The 18,863-nt window shown below is 51.7% G+C and carries 21 protein-coding genes; 10 read left to right on the forward strand and 11 right to left on the reverse strand.

All coding sequences use genetic code 11. The features are described 5' to 3' along the window. Positions 1 to 5 precede the first annotated feature (5 nt). Complete coding sequence (gene cls / locus AC0IWZ_RS08335; RefSeq protein ID WP_034494997.1) at positions 6 to 1,466, reverse strand: cardiolipin synthase; 1,461 nt, start codon at positions 1,464 to 1,466, stop codon at positions 6 to 8. Positions 1,467 to 1,724: 258 nt separating this feature from the next. On the opposite strand from cls, the gene AC0IWZ_RS08340 reads away from it, so the two are divergent. After that, positions 1,725 to 1,907 (forward strand): YciY family protein, encoded by a 183-nt coding sequence (locus tag AC0IWZ_RS08340; protein ID WP_072009405.1) that lies wholly within the window; start codon positions 1,725 to 1,727, stop codon positions 1,905 to 1,907. A gap of 43 nt (positions 1,908 to 1,950) precedes the next feature. On the opposite strand, the gene AC0IWZ_RS08345 is transcribed toward AC0IWZ_RS08340, so the two are convergent. Beyond that, entirely contained in the window at positions 1,951 to 2,106 is a 156-nt protein-coding gene (locus AC0IWZ_RS08345) for a hypothetical protein (RefSeq protein ID WP_172588694.1), read from the reverse strand. Positions 2,107 to 2,148: 42 nt separating this feature from the next. Then, the gene (locus tag AC0IWZ_RS08350; RefSeq protein WP_034494998.1) at positions 2,149 to 2,445 is read right to left on the reverse strand and encodes a YciI family protein; all 297 of its coding nucleotides are present in this window, start codon (positions 2,443 to 2,445) and stop codon (positions 2,149 to 2,151) included. A gap of 224 nt (positions 2,446 to 2,669) precedes the next feature. Between AC0IWZ_RS08350 and AC0IWZ_RS08355 the strand changes: the two genes are divergently transcribed. Then, a complete protein-coding gene (locus AC0IWZ_RS08355) occupies positions 2,670 to 3,389 on the forward strand; it encodes an energy transducer TonB (RefSeq protein WP_034495000.1) in 720 nt (239 codons plus the stop codon). Between the two features lie 67 nt (positions 3,390 to 3,456). Here AC0IWZ_RS08355 and pqqU read toward each other — a convergent pair whose 3' ends face one another. Further along, the gene (gene pqqU / locus AC0IWZ_RS08360) at positions 3,457 to 5,577 is read right to left on the reverse strand and encodes a TonB-dependent receptor PqqU (protein WP_471677638.1); all 2,121 of its coding nucleotides are present in this window, start codon (positions 5,575 to 5,577) and stop codon (positions 3,457 to 3,459) included. 252 nt (positions 5,578 to 5,829) lie between these two features. Between pqqU and AC0IWZ_RS08365 the strand changes: the two genes are divergently transcribed. From AC0IWZ_RS08365 to AC0IWZ_RS08375, 3 genes are read left to right on the forward strand one after another with little or no spacing between them, the layout of a single operon-like run. Further along, complete coding sequence (locus AC0IWZ_RS08365; protein ID WP_471677637.1) at positions 5,830 to 6,390, forward strand: fasciclin domain-containing protein; 561 nt, start codon at positions 5,830 to 5,832, stop codon at positions 6,388 to 6,390. Positions 6,391 to 6,444: 54 nt separating this feature from the next. After that, complete coding sequence (locus AC0IWZ_RS08370; protein WP_471677635.1) at positions 6,445 to 6,999, forward strand: RNA polymerase sigma factor; 555 nt, start codon at positions 6,445 to 6,447, stop codon at positions 6,997 to 6,999. Continuing rightward, positions 6,996 to 7,649 (forward strand): anti-sigma factor, encoded by a 654-nt coding sequence (locus AC0IWZ_RS08375; RefSeq protein WP_471677634.1) that lies wholly within the window; start codon positions 6,996 to 6,998, stop codon positions 7,647 to 7,649. The genes AC0IWZ_RS08370 and AC0IWZ_RS08375 overlap by 4 nt, the downstream gene beginning before the upstream one ends. Before the next feature lie 51 nt (positions 7,650 to 7,700). On the opposite strand, the gene ansP is transcribed toward AC0IWZ_RS08375, so the two are convergent. The 3 genes from ansP to AC0IWZ_RS08390 form a co-directional block, all read right to left on the reverse strand. Next, positions 7,701 to 9,170, reverse strand: coding sequence for an L-asparagine permease (gene ansP / locus AC0IWZ_RS08380; RefSeq protein ID WP_471677633.1), 1,470 nt, complete (start codon positions 9,168 to 9,170; stop codon positions 7,701 to 7,703). A 249-nt stretch (positions 9,171 to 9,419) separates the two neighbouring features. Then, positions 9,420 to 12,515, reverse strand: coding sequence for a beta-galactosidase (locus tag AC0IWZ_RS08385; protein WP_471677632.1), 3,096 nt, complete (start codon positions 12,513 to 12,515; stop codon positions 9,420 to 9,422). 110 nt (positions 12,516 to 12,625) lie between these two features. Continuing rightward, positions 12,626 to 13,708 carry a LacI family DNA-binding transcriptional regulator gene (locus AC0IWZ_RS08390; protein ID WP_471677631.1) on the reverse strand — a complete coding sequence of 361 codons (1,083 nt, stop codon included), beginning with the start codon at positions 13,706 to 13,708 and terminating at the stop codon, positions 12,626 to 12,628. A 110-nt stretch (positions 13,709 to 13,818) separates the two neighbouring features. Here AC0IWZ_RS08390 and AC0IWZ_RS08395 point away from each other — a divergent pair, with 110 nt between their 5' ends. Then, on the forward strand, positions 13,819 to 14,619 hold the full coding sequence (locus AC0IWZ_RS08395; RefSeq protein ID WP_471677630.1) for an arylamine N-acetyltransferase family protein: 801 nt from the start codon (positions 13,819 to 13,821) through the stop codon (positions 14,617 to 14,619). A gap of 62 nt (positions 14,620 to 14,681) precedes the next feature. Then, positions 14,682 to 14,912, forward strand: a complete 231-nt coding sequence (gene pptA, locus AC0IWZ_RS08400; protein WP_172894489.1) for a tautomerase PptA — start codon at positions 14,682 to 14,684, stop codon at positions 14,910 to 14,912. A gap of 45 nt (positions 14,913 to 14,957) precedes the next feature. Here the strand turns inward: pptA and AC0IWZ_RS08405 are convergent, their stop codons facing one another. Continuing rightward, positions 14,958 to 15,992 (reverse strand): AI-2E family transporter, encoded by a 1,035-nt coding sequence (locus tag AC0IWZ_RS08405; protein WP_471677629.1) that lies wholly within the window; start codon positions 15,990 to 15,992, stop codon positions 14,958 to 14,960. Between the two features lie 232 nt (positions 15,993 to 16,224). Between AC0IWZ_RS08405 and AC0IWZ_RS08410 the strand changes: the two genes are divergently transcribed. The 3 genes from AC0IWZ_RS08410 to mdtI all read left to right on the forward strand — a co-directional run bounded on the left by AC0IWZ_RS08410 (position 16,225) and on the right by mdtI (position 17,149). Further along, positions 16,225 to 16,329, forward strand: a complete 105-nt coding sequence (locus tag AC0IWZ_RS08410; protein ID WP_471679474.1) for a protein YdgV — start codon at positions 16,225 to 16,227, stop codon at positions 16,327 to 16,329. A 126-nt stretch (positions 16,330 to 16,455) separates the two neighbouring features. Next, entirely contained in the window at positions 16,456 to 16,833 is a 378-nt protein-coding gene (mdtJ, locus tag AC0IWZ_RS08415; RefSeq protein WP_471679074.1) for a multidrug/spermidine efflux SMR transporter subunit MdtJ, read from the forward strand. Next, positions 16,820 to 17,149: a multidrug/spermidine efflux SMR transporter subunit MdtI gene (mdtI, locus tag AC0IWZ_RS08420; protein ID WP_471677628.1), complete on the forward strand. Its 330-nt coding sequence runs from the start codon at positions 16,820 to 16,822 to the stop codon at positions 17,147 to 17,149. The genes mdtJ and mdtI overlap by 14 nt, the downstream gene beginning before the upstream one ends. Before the next feature lie 36 nt (positions 17,150 to 17,185). Here the strand turns inward: mdtI and AC0IWZ_RS08425 are convergent, their stop codons facing one another. The 3 genes from AC0IWZ_RS08425 to asr all read right to left on the reverse strand — a co-directional run bounded on the left by AC0IWZ_RS08425 (position 17,186) and on the right by asr (position 18,642). Continuing rightward, on the reverse strand, positions 17,186 to 17,992 hold the full coding sequence (locus AC0IWZ_RS08425; RefSeq protein WP_034495011.1) for a trypsin-like serine peptidase: 807 nt from the start codon (positions 17,990 to 17,992) through the stop codon (positions 17,186 to 17,188). 98 nt (positions 17,993 to 18,090) lie between these two features. Further along, a complete protein-coding gene (ydgU, locus tag AC0IWZ_RS08430) occupies positions 18,091 to 18,174 on the reverse strand; it encodes a small membrane protein YdgU (protein ID WP_471679510.1) in 84 nt (27 codons plus the stop codon). Between the two features lie 66 nt (positions 18,175 to 18,240). Beyond that, positions 18,241 to 18,642: an acid resistance repetitive basic protein Asr gene (gene asr / locus AC0IWZ_RS08435; protein ID WP_471677627.1), complete on the reverse strand. Its 402-nt coding sequence runs from the start codon at positions 18,640 to 18,642 to the stop codon at positions 18,241 to 18,243. Positions 18,643 to 18,863 lie beyond the last annotated feature (221 nt).

The raw sequence follows: 18,863 nt of genomic DNA on the forward strand, positions 1-18,863 counted from the left end.
ACGTTTTACAGCAACGGGCTAAAGAAGTAAAACAGTCGCTCTACCACGCGCTGCCACATTGGTCGTTTCACCCACAAACGCAGGTCTACCAGCCGTGATCGGGAGATATAATCGTCTTGTACCGCGGCAAGGTCACTGGCAAAACCGGCGTCGTCGATAACCATCGTAATCTCGAAATTAAGCCACAGACTACGCATATCCAGGTTCACGGTACCCACCAGACTCAATTGCCCATCGACCAACACGCTCTTGGTATGCAGTAATCCGCCTTCGAACTGATAAATCTTCACGCCAGCTTCCAGCAATTCGGTAAAGAAGGCGCGACTCGCCCAGCCCACCAGTAACGAATCATTCTTGTGCGGAATGATAATGCTCACGTCAACACCCCGTTGTGCGGCGGTACAAATCGCATGGAGCAAATCGTCGCTCGGCACAAAGTACGGCGTGGTCATAATCAAATATTCACGCGCTGCATAAACCGAAGTCAGTAACGCCTGGTGAATCAAATCTTCTGGGAAACCAGGACCTGAGGCTATGGTGTGAATTGTGTGTCCGGTTGCTTCCTCAAACGGCATGATATTCGCGTCAGGGGCGGGCGGTAATATGCGTTTTCCGGTTTCGATTTCCCAGTCGCAGGAATAGACAATGCCCATTGCAGTGGCGACCGGGCCTTCCATGCGCGCCATTAAATCCACCCATTGCCCAACGCCTGCATCTTGCTTAAAGAAGCGCGGGTCGACGAGATTCATGCTGCCGGTGTAGGCAATATAGTTATCGATCATCACCATTTTGCGGTGCTGGCGTAAATCCATGCGGCGCAGGAACACACGCATCAGATTAACTTTGAGCGCTTCAACGACTTCCACGCCCGCGTTACGCATCATGTTCGCCCAGGGGCTGCGGAAGAATGCGACGCTGCCCGCAGAGTCGAGCATTAACCGGCAATGGATGCCGCGACGTGCCGCCGCCATCAGGGATTCCGCCACCTGATCGGCTAAACCGCCAGGCTGCCAGATGTAAAACACCATCTCGATGTTATGGCGTGCCAACTGGATATCACGAATTAGCGCATGCATTGTCTCATCAGAAGTGGTGAGCAACTGGAGCTGATTGCCTTTGACGCCACCAATCCCCTGGCGGCGTTCGCATAGCTGGAATAATGATGCGGCGACTTCGCTGTTTTCTTCAGCAAAGATATGTTTGCAGCTTTTAAGATCGTTAAGCCATTTGGCGGTCGACGGCCACATCGCACGTGCGCGTTCTGCGCGACGTTTACCCAGATGAAGCTCACCAAACGAGAGATAGGCGATTATCCCGACCAGCGGCAGAATATAGATAATCAGAAGCCATGCCATGGCAGAGGGAACTGCGCGACGCTTCATTAAAATGCGTAACGTCACGCCGGCGATTAAAAGCCAGTAACCTAAAATTATCAGCCAACTAACGACTGTATAGAAGGTTGTCATAGTTCAAAAATCCTTTAGAAACCGTATGCTTTTGAGTTTACGCATAACCGCCATAAAACAATACCCAAATAATTCGCGTTGTAGGAAGGCGGCAAACACGTGAGTCCCCAGGAGCATAGATAACTATGTGACTGGGGTGAAAGCGAGCAGCCAACGCACCAACAACTTGAAGTATGACGGGTATAATCGTAAAACGACTGGCCTGGCGGGAAGAAGACACTATAATGGTGCGTGTTAAATGCAACCTGAGTCGTAAAAATGAGGCGTAGTAGAACTGAGGTCGGACGGTGGCGTATGCTTCGTCAGACACAACGGCGCAGATCGCGTTGGCTGGAAGGTCAGTCGCGCCGCAACATGCGCATTCACGCCATCAGAAAGTGCCAGACAAACCGCCAACGTAATTCCTTGCTGTTTGCCATTCACGATCAATGGGCGTCGTAAAGAAAAGGGCACCGCTTGCGGTGCCCCGAATCTTCAAATCGTTTTACGAGAAATGCATTGCCAGTAAGATAATCAACACCGTTATCGAACCTGCGGCGACGATCACTAACGGATGCTTTGCCAGCCAGGCATTCCAGCGAGCTTCCTGATTACCCACCGATTGCTTATGGCGTTCATACGACTCGTCAAAAAGATCCATCAAAATTTCCTGATAACTTCATTCACCGAACTGATAGTTGAATCAGAATACCTTTTTATATGGCTTGATAGCCACCTGCTTATAAACACCCGCAGCAATATAAGGGTCAGCTTCGGCCCAGGCTTGTGCATCTTCAAGTGATGCAAACTCAGCAATCACCGTTGAACCGGTAAAACCCGCAGCCCCTGGATCGTTACTGTCGACCGCAGGCATTGGACCCGCCGTTAGTAGGCGGCCTTCATCGCGTAACAATTGTAGACGAGCGAGGTGGGCAGGGCGCACTGCCGTACGCTTTTCGAGAGAGTCGGCATTATCTTCCGCATAAATGACATACAGCACGAGCAGCACTCCTTAATGATATGAGGGTTGTAAAGTACGGTAAGTGAATGACGTTAATACTGCAATTGAAAGATAAACAAGATGTTAAATCGGTGCGGTGAATGAGGGAAAATCCAGCGTCTGGCAGGAAAATAAACGACTTTATACGATGCGTTGTTGAATATGATTGCTATTTGCATTTAAAATTAACGCCTGTTTAAGACACCTAAGCCATTATGACGTCAATGACCCTTGATTTACCTCGCCGCTTTCCGTGGCCGACCGCACTCTCTGTCGTGCTACATGGCGCTGTAGTTGCGGGGTTGCTCTATACCTCGGTACATCATCAGGTTATTGAGTTGCCCGCACCGGCACAGCCGATCAGTGTCACGATGGTTGCACCTGCTGAGCTTGAGCCTCCGCAGCCTGAGGTTGTGCAACCGCCGCCTGAGCCGGTTGCAGAACCTGAGCCAGAACCGATCCCCGAGCCGCCGAAAGAAGCGCCGGTCGTCATTCACAAGCCAGAGCCGAAGCCTAAACCTAAGCCAAAACCGAAGCCGGTGAAAAAGGTTGAAGAGCCGAAACGCGACGTGAAGCCTGTTGAACCGCGCCCGGCTGCTCAGACTAATACCGCGCCTGCTCGCCCGGCACCGGTGGCAAAAGCGGCACCGGTTACTTCTACGGCACCTGTTGCAACAGGCCCTCGTGCACTGAGCCGAAATTCGCCGACCTATCCGCAGCGCGCTCGTGCCCTGCGCCTTGATGGCAACGTTCGTGTGCAATTTGATGTGGAACCTGATGGCAGCGTGACGAATATCAACGTGCTGGAAGGAAAGAACTCAAATCTGTTCGCGCGTGAAGTGAAAATGGCCGTGAAAAAATGGCGCTATGAGAGTGGCAAACCTGCACGTGGCATGACCGTGAACGTGATATTCAAACTTAACGGTAGCGCGACGATGGAGTAATCGCACTCCTGACGCCACAAAAAAACGGAACCTTCTGGTTCCGTTTTTTTGTGCTTACGAGATGCGCTTACATGAAGGTGTAACTCAGGTTCACCCCCACGCCATAATTACGCCCTGGTGCCGGTTCGTAATAGCGATTATTCCCTTCGTTAACAATAACGGAGCCGACGTATTCGCGGTCGAACAAGTTATCAACGCGCCCCCAGACATCTAACATCCAGCTTTCCTGAATGCGCAGTTTATAGCCGCTGTTGAGCGACGCGACGGTATAAGAAGGCGCTTTCGCGGTGTTTTCATCATTCGCCTGAATGTCACTCATATAACGTACATCGGCACCCGCGTAGAAACCTTCAGGCGGAGCGTACCCCAGCGACGCGTACCCCATATTCCGCGCGATACCTGGAATGCGATTACCCTCGCAGTTTTCAGCGCCACAGGCGTTGCTGCGATATGTCGCGTCCAGATAAGTCCACGCCATTTTCACGCGCCAGTCATTGGCAAACTGGCTATCAGCAGAAAGTTCTAACCCCTGGCGACGCGTTTTCCCGGCATTTTTGTATGTCGTGCGTCCGCCGCTGCTCTGGTCTGCGACGATTTCATCATCGGTATCGGTCTGGAAAAGAGCCGCGCTAAACAGGCCATTGCCCACACGCGTTTTGCTGCCGATTTCAACCGTATCGCTGGTGGACGGTTTTAAACCGAAATTCAAACCAGACTGCCCATTATCACGATAGGAAAGCTCGTTGATGGTCGGTGTTTCAAAACCCCGGCCCGCAGAGGTATAAATATTCCACGCGTCGGTCATTGCATATTTCAGTGCCGCCGCGGGTAGCCATTTGTGGTAGCTCGCGTCACCACTGTCGTCGCCATTTTTCCCGACAATATATTGATCGTTCGAATCAAAATAGACCGAACTAAACCGCACGCCCGCATCAAGACTCAGCTTATCGGTGAATTGCCATGCGGTTTGCAAATAAGGATCGACATTCCACATCAGGTTGCGCTCATCACGCCGCAGGTCGCCTTTCTCACCCAAAACCGTCGTGCCATTTTCGACGACAAAGTTTTGATAGCCTTTACGCTTTTCCGACATAGTTTCGTAATCAAGCCCGGTGGTAAATGTCACAGGAACAGCGAGCAGATTTCCACGATGCGTCCAGCGCGAATCAATCCCCTGATAATGCCGGGACAGCGCTATCACGCCGCCTGGATGAGTAGGGTTCAACTGCGGAGCCACAGGAATTGACTGGTATTGCGTGGTTTCTCGCACACCGGCATACATCATCACGCTCAGATCGTCATTGGCACTTAACTGGCGGTCATAACGCAGCCCGGCTTGAGTCTGTTTAGTGCTCTTGCGTGTATTGTATTGTTCAGCGCGAGGGGCTTGCGTCGGATTGTCATGCCATTCTTGCTCGGTTAAACCGCCCGGATCGTCGGCATCAATGTCTACGCTATTGAGCAGAAGCGTTAATTTACTTGCCTCGTTAAGCCGCACACCCAGTTTGGCATTGCCGAGATTTTTTTGCGCGCTGCTGTGGTCGCGATAACCGTGTGTGGTAAAGCGTGAAGCTGAGATAGCGTAGTCAACATCGCCCGCCTGAGTGCCGTCGCCGGTAGCGCCTGTCGCTTTAACGCTATTGCGCCAGCTTCCAAAACTCCCGTAATACGTGCTGGCTTCGAGCGTCGGCGGCTGTGTGCCGGTGGTTGTCGTGACATTAATGACGCCACCCGATGCGTTGCCGTAGAGCGCTGAAAATGGCCCGCGCAGCACTTCAATGCTTTCAACGCTGTTAATGTCGATATTCGAGGTTTGCCCTTGCCCATCAGGCATGGTGGCAGGAATACCGTCGACATACATCCGTATCCCGCGCACGCCGTAAGTGGAACGCGAACCAAATCCACGAACCGAAAGCTGTAAATCCTGCGCGTAATTCTGGCGATTCTGAACTTGCAGACCCGGCACGCTGCCGAGGCTTTCTGAAAGATTAACGCGCGGGGCCGCCTGACGCATATCGTCGCCATTGACCACACTCACCGCCGCGGGCGTATCCAGCTCGGAAATCGGGCCTGGCGTGGCGCTGACGACCATCGTGTCTTCTACCGCGAGTACGGGAAGCGCAAAGGTAGAGAGGGCCGGAGCTAAAATCAGCGGTAGGGAGATCTTTCCATGGTGCACAATTTTCATCAGACATTTTCACTGGTGGGGACATTTACGTTCCGGACGAACCATCTGGAACATTCAGGTGGGTATGTTAATACTTGTGATGAATGTTTGAAAAGTGTTAACGGCACATAACGTTAATGCAAATTTTTAGCGTGACGAAGAAAAAGAACGAATCTGAAAAATATTTCACTTTTTCTGCATCCAGTTCGTTTCCTCATTCGTATATCAGAGTGTGAGCCAATAACGCGCTCCTGACGCAATGAGGAATTAACCATGAACAAATTGATTACTGCTGCTGTTACTACATCGTTACTGTTCAGTGCAACCTCCATGGCTGCCATGATGTCAGACTCCGTTATGGTAGGCGGCGCTGCGATGTATCCTTCTAAAAATATTGTAGAAAATGCGCTGAATTCTAAGGATCACACCACGCTGGTTGCGGCGGTAAAAGCGGCAGGGCTGGTGGATACCTTGCAAGGTCCAGGGCCATTTACCGTGTTTGCGCCAACTAACGCCGCCTTTGCAAAACTGCCGGCAGGCACCGTTGAAAATCTGGTAAAACCGGAGAATAAAGCCGCGCTGACCAGCATCCTGACTTACCACGTGGTGGCAGGTAAATACGACATGAAGCAGCTTGAGAAAAAAATCAAAGACGGCGGCGGTCATGCAGAACTGAAAACCGTCAACGGCCAGCCGCTGTGGATTATGAGCAATGGCCCGCACAACATTCAGCTTAAAGACGGCAAAGGCAATATTGCCAATATCAGCACTTATGATGTGAATCAGAAAAACGGGGTGATTGATGTGATTGATACGGTTCTGATGCCGAAATAAATCCTGTCTATACTCGGTGTGGGTGAATTCGCCCACACCCCAATCAGGATGGATATGGATAATAAGCAGGTGCAGCATCAGGTTATGCTGGTAAGGGCGGTTGCCGAGGGCGACCGTCGCGCTTTTGAACAACTCTATCGCCAGACTTCCCCGCACCTTTTTCCCGTCGCTTTGCGAATGTTGCGCCGTTCGGCCTGGGCGGAAGAAGTGCTTCATGACAGCTTTCTCGCGGTGTGGAACCGTGCCGCTTCTTACGACCCGGCGGCGAGCTCCCCGATGACATGGATGACGCATATTGTCCGCAACCGCTGCATTGACTGGCTGCGAAGCGGTACAGCACGCGCCAGCGAACTCGAAGAAGAACTCACCGAGTTCACACCGATGTCGGGTAACGAAAGCGCAGAAACTCATCATGGCGACGACGAAGTCGACCAACTCACTCGCTGCCTGGCACATCTCCCCCCGGAGCAGCGCCAAAGTGTGGTTCTGGCTTACTACCAGGGGATGTCGCATAGCGAAATTGCGACATGGATGCATCAGCCGCTCGGCACCATTAAAAGCTGGGTTCGCCGTGCGCTCGGCCATCTGAAGGACTGTTTGGGATTATGAAAAGCAGACAAGATATCGATAGCGCGCTGGCTGCACAGTATGCCCTGGGCACATTGCGTGGCGGTGCGCGTCTGCGTTTTGAGCGCCGACTGGCCAACGAACCCGATTTAGTCGCCATTTTAGGTCGCTGGCAAACGATGCTAGCCGTACTCGATAACAACGTTGTGGCGCGAACGCCGCCGGAACGCGTGTGGAAGAAAATACAACTCAGCTTGCCGCCAACAAAGCGCATAGCAGGGTGGAACTGGAACTATTTAGGATGGGCGTTGGCCGCAGGGCTTGCCGCAATTGTGCTGGTCCCACATTTCACCCGTCCTACTCCGGAACTTGCGCCGCTGGTGGTATTAAACAGTAGCGATGCGGCGAAAGGGCAGTGGATTATCAGCACCGACAGCAATCGCCAAACGCTGAAGCTGGTTCCGGTACAAACGCGTGAAATTGCCGCCAATAGCAGCTTGCAGCTGTGGGCCATCCCGCAAGGGGAAAAACCGATTTCATTGGGCTTAGTGAATACGCAGCAGACGACGCAGTTAGCGGCAGGAAATGTGAAGCTTGTGGCAGGGATGACGATTGCAATGAGTCTCGAACCCCAGGGGGGTTCTCCAACCGGCCAGCCGACCGGGCCAGTTGTGTTTAGTGGGACGTTATAAACACTGCAAAAGGGCAGAAAACTCATTTCTGCCCTTAATGTTTAAACCGGACTAAACGTTTGGAATATCGTCTGGATGCGCATCAGGATTATGCGCCAGCTTGTGGACGCGTTTACGCGCACCAAACCAACCCAGCACCAGCAACACCCCAATCAGTGGAATGGACGCAATGGTATAGGTTCCATTCGGATAATCGAACGCCATTAACGCCAGCACGCTGAACAGGAACAACAGCGTCAACCACGAGGTGAACGGCGCGCCCGGCATTTTGAAACTGACATCCGCTGCTTTCCCTTCTTTAATCGCTTTGCGCAGACGCATCTGGCAAATCACGATAAACGCCCAGGAAGTGATAATTCCCAGCGAGGCCACGTTCAGGACAATCTCAAACACTTGCGAAGGCACAAGATAGTTCAGCACCACGCCAATCACATAAACGCCAAGCGTCACCAGAATCCCGGCATACGGCACTTGTTGCTTACTCATCTTTGACATGAATTTGGGTGCCGAGCCGCCCATCGACATGGAGCGCAGAATACGCCCGGTGGAATAGAGGCCAGAGTTGAGGCTCGAAAGTGCGGCACTCAGCACCACCATATTCATGATGTCACCGATGTAAGGCACGCCAAGTTTTGAGAAAAATGTCACAAACGGACTTTGCCCGGCTTGATAGGCATTCCACGGCAGCAACAGCACAAGCAAAACCACGGAGCCGACGTAAAACAGGCCGATGCGCCAGATAACGCTGTTAATCGCTTTCGGCACCATGGTCTGCGGGTCTTTACACTCGCCAGCCGCCGTGCCGACCAGTTCAATCGAGGCAAAGGCAAATACTACGCCCTGCACCAGGACCAAAGCAGGCAACAGGCCGTGGGGGAAGAAACCGCCGTTATCGGTGATTAAATGGAAGCCAGTCGCGTTGCCATCAAGCATTTTGCCGCTGCCGAGGAAAACCGTCCCGACGACCAGGAACGCGACAATGGCGAGGACTTTGATCAGCGCGAACCAAAATTCCATTTCCGCGAACCACTTCACGCCGATCATGTTCATCGTGCCGACGATCCCCAGGGCGCAGAGCGCAAACACCCACTGCGGAATATCTCCGAAGGCGCCCCAGTAATGCATATACAGTGCGACGGCGGTGATATCGACGATGCCGGTCATCGCCCAGTTTACGAAGTACATCCAGCCTGCGACGTAAGAGGCTTTCTCACCGAGGAACTCACGGGCATAAGAAACGAAACTGCCGCTGGAAGGGCGATGGAGCACCAGTTCGCCCAGGGCGCGCAGAATAAAGAAAGAAAAGATCCCGCAAACCAGATAGACCAGTGCCAACGCCGGGCCAGCCATCTGCAAACGAGCACCTGCGCCTAAGAACAGGCCAGTACCAATCGCGCCGCCAATGGCAATCATCTGCACCTGGCGGTTGCCCATCGCTTTGTGATAACCGGAATCGTGTGAATTTAGCCAACGTCGTTTGGCCGCGTGTTTTTCTGCTTCTGTGGTCGATGTTGTGTTCATGTTTCCCTTTATCCTTGTCAAAAGAATCCCGGTTTGTAACCTGACATTTTTTAACTTCAGCCTTATAACGGCAGCGTCATGGCAAAACGGGCGCTAAATCCTATCCATAAATGGTTAAGGACGCTAATGCCTTTTTTCAGAGATGAAGGGGAAAAGTGCGAGAAATAGTTTTGTAGGTCGGATTACCGGTAGCGTCATCCGACAATCAGATGTAAATGCCGGATGACGCTGCGCTCATCCGGCCTTCGATTAACGACGCGTCCAGCTCAACTCGTAATGATAATGCTGTTTATCCAGCAGATATTCCGGCGAAACGCTCGGGCTCCAGGAATCATCACCCCCAACACCCATATGGAAACCGTCCAGATTCAGCCAACTCCCTGCTTCTTCGACTAATAAATGGCGATGGGACGTTTCGCGCAATTGCTGCTGGCTAAAGCGGCTGATGTTGAAATGGAAATTTCCACACCATTGATTATCGCCATATTCCAGCCTTTGAGTGTCGCACCGCAGACCATTTTCGCCAGGGAAAACATACGGCGTGTGCATATCCTCAAGCGGGCGCTGCCAGGAATCAAACAGTGCAGATTGCTGACGGTCGGGGTAGTTTTCGTGCGGCCCCAACCCGAGCCAACTGACCTGCGAATCTACGTGGGCAAGCTGGCAGGTTAAACCAATCCGCGCAGGCGGCGGTGTGCCAAATGCTACATCAACATCCACGCTGACATGCAACTCACCCTGGCAATCAATCCGCCACAGTTTGCGGCTGACAAACAACGTTTTACCGTCATGCACCCAGCTATGAACCGTGCGTAACTGGACTTCATTGGCCAGCGCTTCGGCTTCGCAGTATTCCAGTTGTGCCTCGAGTTGATACATGCCTGCGGCTTTCCAGCGCTCCACCCAGGCATTGGGGTCAATGCGCGTCACTTCGCTTACGCCGATGTCGTTATCTAACGGAGCACGCGTGAATTGATCGTGCAGCGGGTGTAGCAGGGCGGGCTGTTGCGCCGTCCACCACTGATTGAGCAGCCCGGTTTCACGGTTAAATTGCCAGTGGTGGTGGCCAAGGTGAACATTAAAGTGACAAGGGCTGGTTTCCAGCTGCGGCGCTTCGCCCGTAATCTGCGGCACCGTAGCGTTCAGCGCACCCGCAAGCTGCCATTGATCCCAGGCGCAAATATGACCGGCATCAGACCAGGCGGTGGCGCTGATTTGTTCGACTTTTACCGTAAGCCAGACGTCGCCGTTTTGGGTGATTTTCGGTAGGGAATCGAAGATAACGGTCTGCGTACCAAGCGCAGCGATCTCTAACAGCACTTCGCCGCTGGCGAGGGTTTCTCCGGCCTGGGCGATATTCCAGATCAGGCGTTCGTTATCGCTCTGGCGGAATAAATATTCGCTGGAAATGACCAGGCGTAATGGGGATTCACGATGCAGTTCAAACTGGAAAAACTGCTGTGCCTGCTGGGCTTCATACAACGCCGGGTGTGGCGTGCGGTCGGCGAACACCAGCCCATTCATGCAGAACTGACGATCGTTGGGTTTATCGCCAAAGTCGCCGCCGTAAGCAGAAAAAGCGTTGCCGTTTTCATCGTGTTTAATCAGCGATTGGTCCACCCAATCCCAGACGAAACCACCTTGCAGACGCGGGTGTTGACGGAACGCCTGCCAGTATTTATGGAAGCCGCCGAAGCTGTTACCCATGGCGTGAGCGTATTCGCACAGGATCAGCGGGCGCGTTTCACCGGGCATCCCAATCCACTTTTTGATTGACCATTTTGGTACCGCAGGGAAAGGCTGATCCTGGTCGACTCGCGCATACATCGGGCAAATAATATCGGTGGCTGCACTGTCGGCACCTCCGCCTTCGTACTGCACCGGGCGCGCCGGGTCGACGGATTTAATCCAGCGGTAAAGCGCGTCGTGGTTCGCGCCATGGCCGGATTCATTACCCAGCGACCAGATAATAATCGAGGGATGGTTGAAATCGCGCAGCACCATTCGCGTGACGCGTTCGGTCATCGCGGGGAGCCACACCGGATCGTCACTCAGACGGTTCATCGGCACCATACCGTGAGTTTCAATATTTGCTTCGTCGACCACGTACATTCCGTATTTGTCGCACAGCCGATACCAGAGCGGGTGATTGGGGTAATGCGAGCAGCGCACCGCATTAAAGTTATGCTGTTTCATCAGCATAATGTCCTGGCGCATGGTTTCTGCGTCCATCACCTGGCCATGGATCGGGTGATGCTCATGGCGGTTGGTGCCGCGGATCAGCAGCGGTTTGCCGTTAAGTTTCAGCAAACCTTGCTGGATTTCGACTTTACGGAAACCCACGTCATAGGCTTCCGCTTCAATGATGTTGCCCGCGCCATCGCGCAACACCACCACCACGCGATATAAATGCGGAAGTTCGGCACTCCACAAAAGCGGATTGGCGACCGGGAGTTTCAGCGTCGTGCGGTCGTGATATGCACCACGTTCATCAATAATTTCACTGCCGAGTTTCTGCTGCTTCTCGCCAATACATTGCTCGCCGCGCCACAACTGGACTGAAACCTGCACCGACGCTGTATTTTCCCCCTGGACTGTGACCTGAGTTTCCAGCACCGCATGACTGAAATCTTCATTAAGATGCGTACTCACTCGCACATTGCTCAGATGAGTGGCCGGTTTGTGCAACAGCGTGACATCGCGGAAAATCCCGCTCATGCGCCACATATCCTGATCTTCCAGATAACTGCCATCGCACCAACGCAACACCATCACGGCGATCCGGTTCTCTCCCGCATGCAGTACATCGCTTAAATCAAATTCAGAAGGCAAACGGCTGTCCTGGCCGTAGCCAACCCAGGCCCCGTTGCACCACAGGTGAAAGGCAGAATTGACGCCGTCGAAAATAATGCGCGTCTTGCCGCTCTCGAGCCACGCTTCATTAATATTAAATGTGAGCGAGTAACAACCGGTTGGGTTCTCTTCAGGAACCCGCGGCGGAGTGACGGGGATTGGATAGGTCACATTAGTGTAAATGGGCGCATCAAAGCCGTGCATTTGCCAGTTTGAGGGGACGGGTAAAGTCTGCGCATCGGGTAAATCGGCGGCAATCCAACTCTGCGGAACACGCTCTGGCTGAGTAAAATAGCTAAACTGCCAGTCACCATTGAGGCTAACGGTACTTTCAGAAGCCGTGTCTTTCCGCGCCGCCTGTTCACAACGCCAACTGGCAAAAGGGGGATGTGCAAGCAGGCGGTTTAATTGCGTCACCGCCGGGTTTTCCCAGTCACGTCGCCCAAGAATTGCAGCCAGTGAAGCCGCGACGGTTGCCGATTTTATCGTCATATTCAATGTTCCTTTGTGTTTTGCGATGCGCTCACAATTGTCATTAATATGATTTTTACTCACGCAGATGTAAAGCAGCAAAACACGTCCAGGTGAGTCGATTCACAAAATCATTTCAGGCGTGCAACCTGGCGGGCAAGAGCCGTCAACGCGTCGGCTAACGCTTGCGGTGAGTCGGTTTCCGAGTGGGGAGTGGCGGTGGTCTTGCGCTCGATAAGCGTCACCGGCAGCACTGTCGCCTGCAAGGGAAGGTCGCCGCTATGAATCAGGGCAATCAGTCGGTCGACACTGGCAGATCCCAGTGCTTTAAAGTCCTGCTTGATGGTAGTGAGCGGCGGGATAAAACAGGCGCTGTCCTCGGTGTCGTCATAGCCGACGACCGAAACGTGCTTCGGGACGGACAAACCCGATTCGTTGAGCGCACGCAACGCACCTAACGCCATTTGGTCGTTGGCGACCAACAGGGCGGTGAACGGAGTATTGAGACTGATGAGCGCCAGTGTTTGCAGATAACCCGACAACGAACTCCAGTCGCCTTGCAGCTGCGCCACTGCATTCAGTTGATGCTTCGCCAGCGCCTGTTGCCAGCCTTGCTGACGCAGACGAGCGGATACCGAATCCTGCGGGCCGCAAAGTAAGGCGACCTGTTTGTGACCTTGCGCAGTGAGATGTTCAACCGCCAAATGCGTACCCGCAACGGCATCAAACGTAATACTATGGGTTGCCATTTCAGGGGAAACATCCACGAACAACACCGGAATATTACCGCACATCACGCGGATAGCTTGTGCCTGCTCATCTTCCAGCGGGATGTTAACGATCAGCCCATCGACACGCTGGGAAAGCAAACCGTTCACTGCATTTTTACAGGCATTTAAATCGGCCTGCTCAATCATCGACATCACCACGTTAAAGTGGAGTTTGCTGGCCTGAGATTTAATCGCCGCGGCAATTTGCGAGGGGGCGTGCAATGATAAATTACTGGTGACCAGCCCAAGGGTATGGCTCAGTTTCCCGGCCAGTTGCTGCGCGACGCGATTGGGAACGTAATTGAGTTCCTGCATGGCGGTTTCTACTTTACGCCGTGTTTTTTCCGAAACATGCTCCGCCTGATTAATGACTCGCGACACGGTCTGATATGAGACGTTGGCATGTTTTGCCACATCGTAAAGTGTCATCGATTTAGTTTTCATGGCGGCTTCCTTCTGGCGCAACTATTCCGGGGCGTGTTTGGCATTATCGATCATTTGCTACTAAAAAAACGCATTATAGTGAAGTCATCTTCTTTTAAGAGATTGAGATTATGGCTTTTGACCCACAGGCATATTTCGCGCGCATTGGTTTTGATGGGGCAGCAACGCCTGATTTAGAAACCTTGCAACGCATTCATCTACTGCATACTTCCACGATCCCCTTTGAAAATGTAGATGTGCTGCTGGGGCGACAAATCAATATCGGACTGGATGATGTGTTCGAAAAGTTGGTTGTTGCTGGCCGCGGTGGATACTGCTACGAGCAAAACGCATTGTTGCGTGCCGCCCTGGAAAACATCGGTTTTGAGGTTGAGGACTTAGGCGCCCGAGTGCTTATCGCCAACCCGCCTGAAATGCCTGCGCGCACCCACCGTTTACTGCTGGTGAGCATCTATCAGCAACGCTTTATTGCCGATGTCGGTTTTGGCGGCAAGACTTTGACGGCACCGTTGCGCCTTGCGGTCGATATCTCCCAACCCACCGCCCACGGCGTTTATCGTTTAACGCAGGTGGAAGGCGATTATTTGCTGAGTATTCAGCAGCAAAATGAATGGCTACTGCTGTACCGATTCGATTTAAACCCACAGTATCCGGCCGATTTTGAGGTGGCTAATTACTACGTCTCGAACTGGCCGACGTCCCATTTCCGCCATCATTTGATGATGTGTTTAAAGAGGGGTAACGGGGTGAGCCTGACGCAAAATGACTGGCAATTCAGTGATGGGCAGCCGCGAACCCTGGACAATGCCGCTGAACTCTATCAATTAATTCAGCAAAGATTCGGGCTGCGCGTCGATGATAAACAGCATGGTTTCAGCCTTGATGAGTTTGCTGCAATTTGTCGCTTTTAGCGATTGCAACAAAACAGGGCTTCACGTAAGTATATTGTTTCCAATAAAAGGGGAGAACCGCTGTGCCGCATATCACTGTAAAACACTTTCCACGTGAGTTGACTGACGAGCAAAAAGAAGCGCTGGCTGCCGATATTTGCGACGTGCTTAAAAAGCATTTCCATTCATCGGATGAATCGCTTTCTGTGGCGCTAACGCCGATTGAAAAAGATCGCTGGAAAGAGGACGTCTACGATAAAGAGATAGCCCCGCAGCTTGAGACTCTTGCCAAAAAACCGGGTTACAGTCTGTAATCTCATGTTGGAGCCGCTCTCAATAAAGCGAACGGCTCCGCATGATTAGTTTTTTGTCACATCACTGAGCAGCATCGCAATGCTTTTGCCACCTTCGTTTTGTTCAAGTGCAATTTTCACCGCGATAGTCAGCGGAACCGAAAGCAACATGCCCACAGGTCCCAGCAGCCAACCCCAAAAAATTAACGACAAAAACACCACCAGCGTTGATAAACCCAGCCCGCGTCCCATCATGCGAGGCTCAATGATATTGCCGAATACCAGGTTTATCGCCAGATAACCCGCCACCACCAGCAACGCTTCATATAACCCACTGAACACCAGAACCTGCGCGACAGGAGGGATTGCAGCCAAAACGGAACCGATATTGGGAATGTAATTAAGCGAGAAAGCGAGCAGCGCCCAGACAAAGGCAAAGCGTACATCGAGCATCGCGAGCATGATCCACACCACCAAACCGGTGACCAGGCTGATGGCCGTTTTCAGCACCAGATAGCGACTGACGCTATCCAGGGCACGTTGAATCGCTCCCATACCTTCCGCCGGGCGCGACATTAATTGCTGAAGTTTTATCGGCAACTGCGGCACTTCGGTCAGCATAAATACCACGGTCAGCAGCAGCAAAAAGATGGACGTCATGGCGTTAGAAAGCTGGGTAATCAGGCTGGTGACCAGCGTCATTGCAGCATTCGGATCGATATATTTCACCAGTTCATCGACCGAAATGGAAATCCCTGCACGTTGTAACCAGGGTTCCAGCGTTTGCAGCGGAGAAATTAGCGACGAGCGATATTGTGGCAGAGTGCGCGTGAGTTCATTCAGCGTAGTGCCAAGATAGGCGAGTAAAAGCACCACAAAACAAACGATCACCGAAATGACGAGCACAATCGCCATCACGCGCGGCACCCGTACACGCTCCAGACGGCGAATCATCGGATTGAGGATAATGGCAATAAACAGCGCCAGAATAAATGGCACGATAATCTCTGCGGCTATTTTTATGCCCACCAGAATGATGACAATCATCCCGAACATAATGACGGCTTTTAAACCGCTGAGTGTAATAATGGGTTTTGCCATTATTGATGATCCCGTCTGAATAGAATGTTCCTTAATGGAGCTTATAATACGGGCGAGAAAAGAAGGGGTATACACTTATTTTCCCTGCTCCTGAGCGTAAAGAATTGAAAAGGGAAAGCGGCACATCCTGAAATATGGTACAAATTCAGGGTGTTTGACTACTGAGGACAATTTACTATCCGCAACTGATGAGAAGCAACACCGCGGATATGTTGTGAAAATTATGGACATTATGCTTACGAACAAGCTGTTCAGAACGTTACTGACCCATCAAGCCCCGTTTTTCTCTTCTGCTTTCTCCCTATCCGGTGAACAACACTGGCGTAACGCGCTTTAGATCCCTTTGCCTGGCAGTATCTCGAATAAATTCGGGATAAAAATCACACTTATTTTATTTGGTTTGCAGGCTTTATTAAGCACATTTGCAAGCCGTGGTTAGGCTATTTTCTCTGTCAGGAGAGAAATCATGATCTATTGGATTTTATTAGCGCTTGCTATCGCTGCCGAAATTACCGGCACATTATCCATGAAATGGTCGAGCGTCAGCGATGATAATCTCGGTTATATTTTCATGCTGGTAATGATCGCACTGTCTTATATTTTACTTTCATTTTCGGTTAAAAAAATCGCACTTGGCGTGGCCTATGCGATGTGGGAAGGGATTGGCATTTTATTCATCACCCTGTTCAGCGTCTTATTGTTTGATGAGTCAATCTCACCGCTTAAAATAATGGGATTGACGACGCTGGTGGTGGGGATTGCGCTGATTAAATCAGGCACCAGCGCCAAAAAACCACACACCCCAAAACCTGCAAAGGAGAGGGAACATGCCGTCGTTTGAATGGATTCACGCGTTGTGGTTACTGCTGGCAATCGTGTTGGAAATTGTCGCTAACATTCTCTTAAAGCACTCTGATGGATTCCGTCGTTTTGGCTACGGTGTGTTATCGCTGTGTGCGGTGCTGGCCGCTTTTAGCGCGCTGGCGCAGGCGGTAAAAGGTATCGATCTTTCAGTGGCTTACGCCTTGTGGGGCGGTTTCGGCATTATGGCTACCGTGGCTGCGGGTTGGATTTTGTTCGGCCAGCGGCTAAATCGTAAGGGATGGATTGGGCTGGTTTTATTGCTGGCGGGTATGGTGCTCATCAAACTGGCATAAAGCAAAACCGCCCGGCATGTTGGCCGGGCGGCGAAATTACTGCCTGGCTAAAACTTCTAGCTGGTCACGAAAACCTGTCACTGAAATCGCCCGGTTATCTGCGCGGTAACGGTCTTTAGCAGCAGGCGCGGAGCTTTGTACTGCAATCAACTTCCAGCCACTGTCTGTTTTTAACATCAATGGCGAACCGCTATCTCCCGGCAATGTATCGCACTGATGCGAAAGCACGGTTTTTTGCGCCCAACCTGTAATCAGGCAATCGCTATGGGTATACAGGTCGTCAAGATGATCTTCCGGATAACCCGACTGCGTGACTTTGCGGCTCTGACTTTTAAGCGCTTCAGTGAGTGCGTCGCGATCCCCTTCAAACAGAGGCAACGGGGTAATTCCTGAAGGCGGGTTATGCAAAATAATCAGGCCAAAATCATGTGGTGCGGCACCCGACGGCACAATCCAACCCTCCCCATCCGGTTTCAGGCGACGGCCAAGCGTCGATTCAACTCTGCCTTCAATATCATGAATTTCATAACGCCATTTGCCTTTATTAGAGACAAAACGCAATGCAATGGCTTTATCAGGCTTGCCGCGAGGCGGTTGCAGCAAACAGTGTCCGGCAGTCAGCGCCAGATGAGGGGAAATTAACGTTGCGGTACACAAATTACCGCTGGCCGTTTCGAGCTGACCAATGGCATCCCAGGGCGGTGTTGCAGGGTCGTTGACGTGTGTACGGTCATCCTTACCAAAAAAAAGCGTTTTGACGTCGGCCGCGCTATCGTCATCGGCATGGGAAAGGGCGGGTAAAAAACACAGCACTCCTAACAACATCACAACTTTTTTGCGCATATCACTCTCTGATGGGGCGATTAATTTTGATTTTTATATAAACGAGATGAATGGTCTAACTATAGACGGGTCGCACAAAAAGTGGGAGTAAAAAGTCATTAAAGCCAGAAGCTTAGCGTAATAATGCCGCAAAGAATGAGCAGCGTGAGGATGATTTCAAAACTATAGCGTCGCAACATCATCCAGACTCCGAAAGTAAACACCCGGCGAACCGGGTGTTTTTAGCCTACGGGTGAACCCCGATAACCTTATGCAGCTGGCTGAGTTGCAGGTTTTGCTGCTTCAGTTTTAGCTACTGGTTTTTTGTAGTGTTTTTTGGCAGCTTGCGCTTTCTGAGCCGCTGGTTTTGCCGCTTCAGTTTTGGTTACTGCTTTTTTGTGGTGTTTTTTGGCAGCCTGAGCTTTCTGCTCCGTTTGTGCAGGTTTTGCTGCTTCAGTTTTCTTCACTTCTTTTTTGTGTTTTTTAGCAGCCTGAGCTTTTTGCTCGGTAGCAGCTTTTTTATGCTTTTTGTGGTGAGTGGTTTTTGCAGCTGGAGCGTGAGCAGCAGAAGAAGTTGCTGCAGGAGCCGGAGCGGCTGTAGTTTCAGCGGCGAAAGCAGCAGAAGACAGACCCATTGCAGCGGCAACTACCAGAGCTAATACTTTATTCATCTCGACATCCTCGAATTTGTTTATGCCCTTCGTACTTCAAGTTGCTGGTGTGTTGGCTTCATTTACTCACCCGAATCACTTACTAGAGTAAGCTCATCGGGACTCGGTCACTTGCCGCCTTCCTGCAACTCGAATTACTTTGGGTCAATGTTTGAACCCCACTGCGGGGCCGTTGAGATGAACTATAGACTTGTGGATCAAAGGGTTCAGTGAGTAATTGG

The organism is Buttiauxella sp. AC142 (assembly GCF_979253435.1).

What these genes read in the sequence shown, in the direction of transcription:
- pqqU (WP_471677638.1), bottom strand. Translation starts at nt 5,577, where the DNA reads ATGAAAATTGTGCACCATGGAAAGATCTCCCTACCGCTGATTTTAGCT.
- AC0IWZ_RS08370 (WP_471677635.1), top strand. Translation starts at nt 6,445, where the DNA reads ATGGATAATAAGCAGGTGCAGCATCAGGTTATGCTGGTAAGGGCGGTT.
- AC0IWZ_RS08345 (WP_172588694.1), bottom strand. Translation starts at nt 2,106, where the DNA reads ATGGATCTTTTTGACGAGTCGTATGAACGCCATAAGCAATCGGTGGGT.
- AC0IWZ_RS08405 (WP_471677629.1), bottom strand. Translation starts at nt 15,992, where the DNA reads ATGGCAAAACCCATTATTACACTCAGCGGTTTAAAAGCCGTCATTATG.
- cls (WP_034494997.1), bottom strand. Translation starts at nt 1,466, where the DNA reads ATGACAACCTTCTATACAGTCGTTAGTTGGCTGATAATTTTAGGTTAC.
- AC0IWZ_RS08355 (WP_034495000.1), top strand. Translation starts at nt 2,670, where the DNA reads ATGACCCTTGATTTACCTCGCCGCTTTCCGTGGCCGACCGCACTCTCT.
- AC0IWZ_RS08340 (WP_072009405.1), top strand. Translation starts at nt 1,725, where the DNA reads ATGAGGCGTAGTAGAACTGAGGTCGGACGGTGGCGTATGCTTCGTCAG.
- AC0IWZ_RS08375 (WP_471677634.1), top strand. Translation starts at nt 6,996, where the DNA reads ATGAAAAGCAGACAAGATATCGATAGCGCGCTGGCTGCACAGTATGCC.
- AC0IWZ_RS08395 (WP_471677630.1), top strand. Translation starts at nt 13,819, where the DNA reads ATGGCTTTTGACCCACAGGCATATTTCGCGCGCATTGGTTTTGATGGG.
- asr (WP_471677627.1), bottom strand. Translation starts at nt 18,642, where the DNA reads ATGAATAAAGTATTAGCTCTGGTAGTTGCCGCTGCAATGGGTCTGTCT.
- AC0IWZ_RS08385 (WP_471677632.1), bottom strand. Translation starts at nt 12,515, where the DNA reads ATGACGATAAAATCGGCAACCGTCGCGGCTTCACTGGCTGCAATTCTT.
- AC0IWZ_RS08390 (WP_471677631.1), bottom strand. Translation starts at nt 13,708, where the DNA reads ATGAAAACTAAATCGATGACACTTTACGATGTGGCAAAACATGCCAAC.
- AC0IWZ_RS08365 (WP_471677637.1), top strand. Translation starts at nt 5,830, where the DNA reads ATGAACAAATTGATTACTGCTGCTGTTACTACATCGTTACTGTTCAGT.
- AC0IWZ_RS08425 (WP_034495011.1), bottom strand. Translation starts at nt 17,992, where the DNA reads ATGCGCAAAAAAGTTGTGATGTTGTTAGGAGTGCTGTGTTTTTTACCC.
- AC0IWZ_RS08410 (WP_471679474.1), top strand. Translation starts at nt 16,225, where the DNA reads ATGCTTACGAACAAGCTGTTCAGAACGTTACTGACCCATCAAGCCCCG.
- mdtI (WP_471677628.1), top strand. Translation starts at nt 16,820, where the DNA reads ATGCCGTCGTTTGAATGGATTCACGCGTTGTGGTTACTGCTGGCAATC.
- ydgU (WP_471679510.1), bottom strand. Translation starts at nt 18,174, where the DNA reads ATGATGTTGCGACGCTATAGTTTTGAAATCATCCTCACGCTGCTCATT.
- ansP (WP_471677633.1), bottom strand. Translation starts at nt 9,170, where the DNA reads ATGAACACAACATCGACCACAGAAGCAGAAAAACACGCGGCCAAACGA.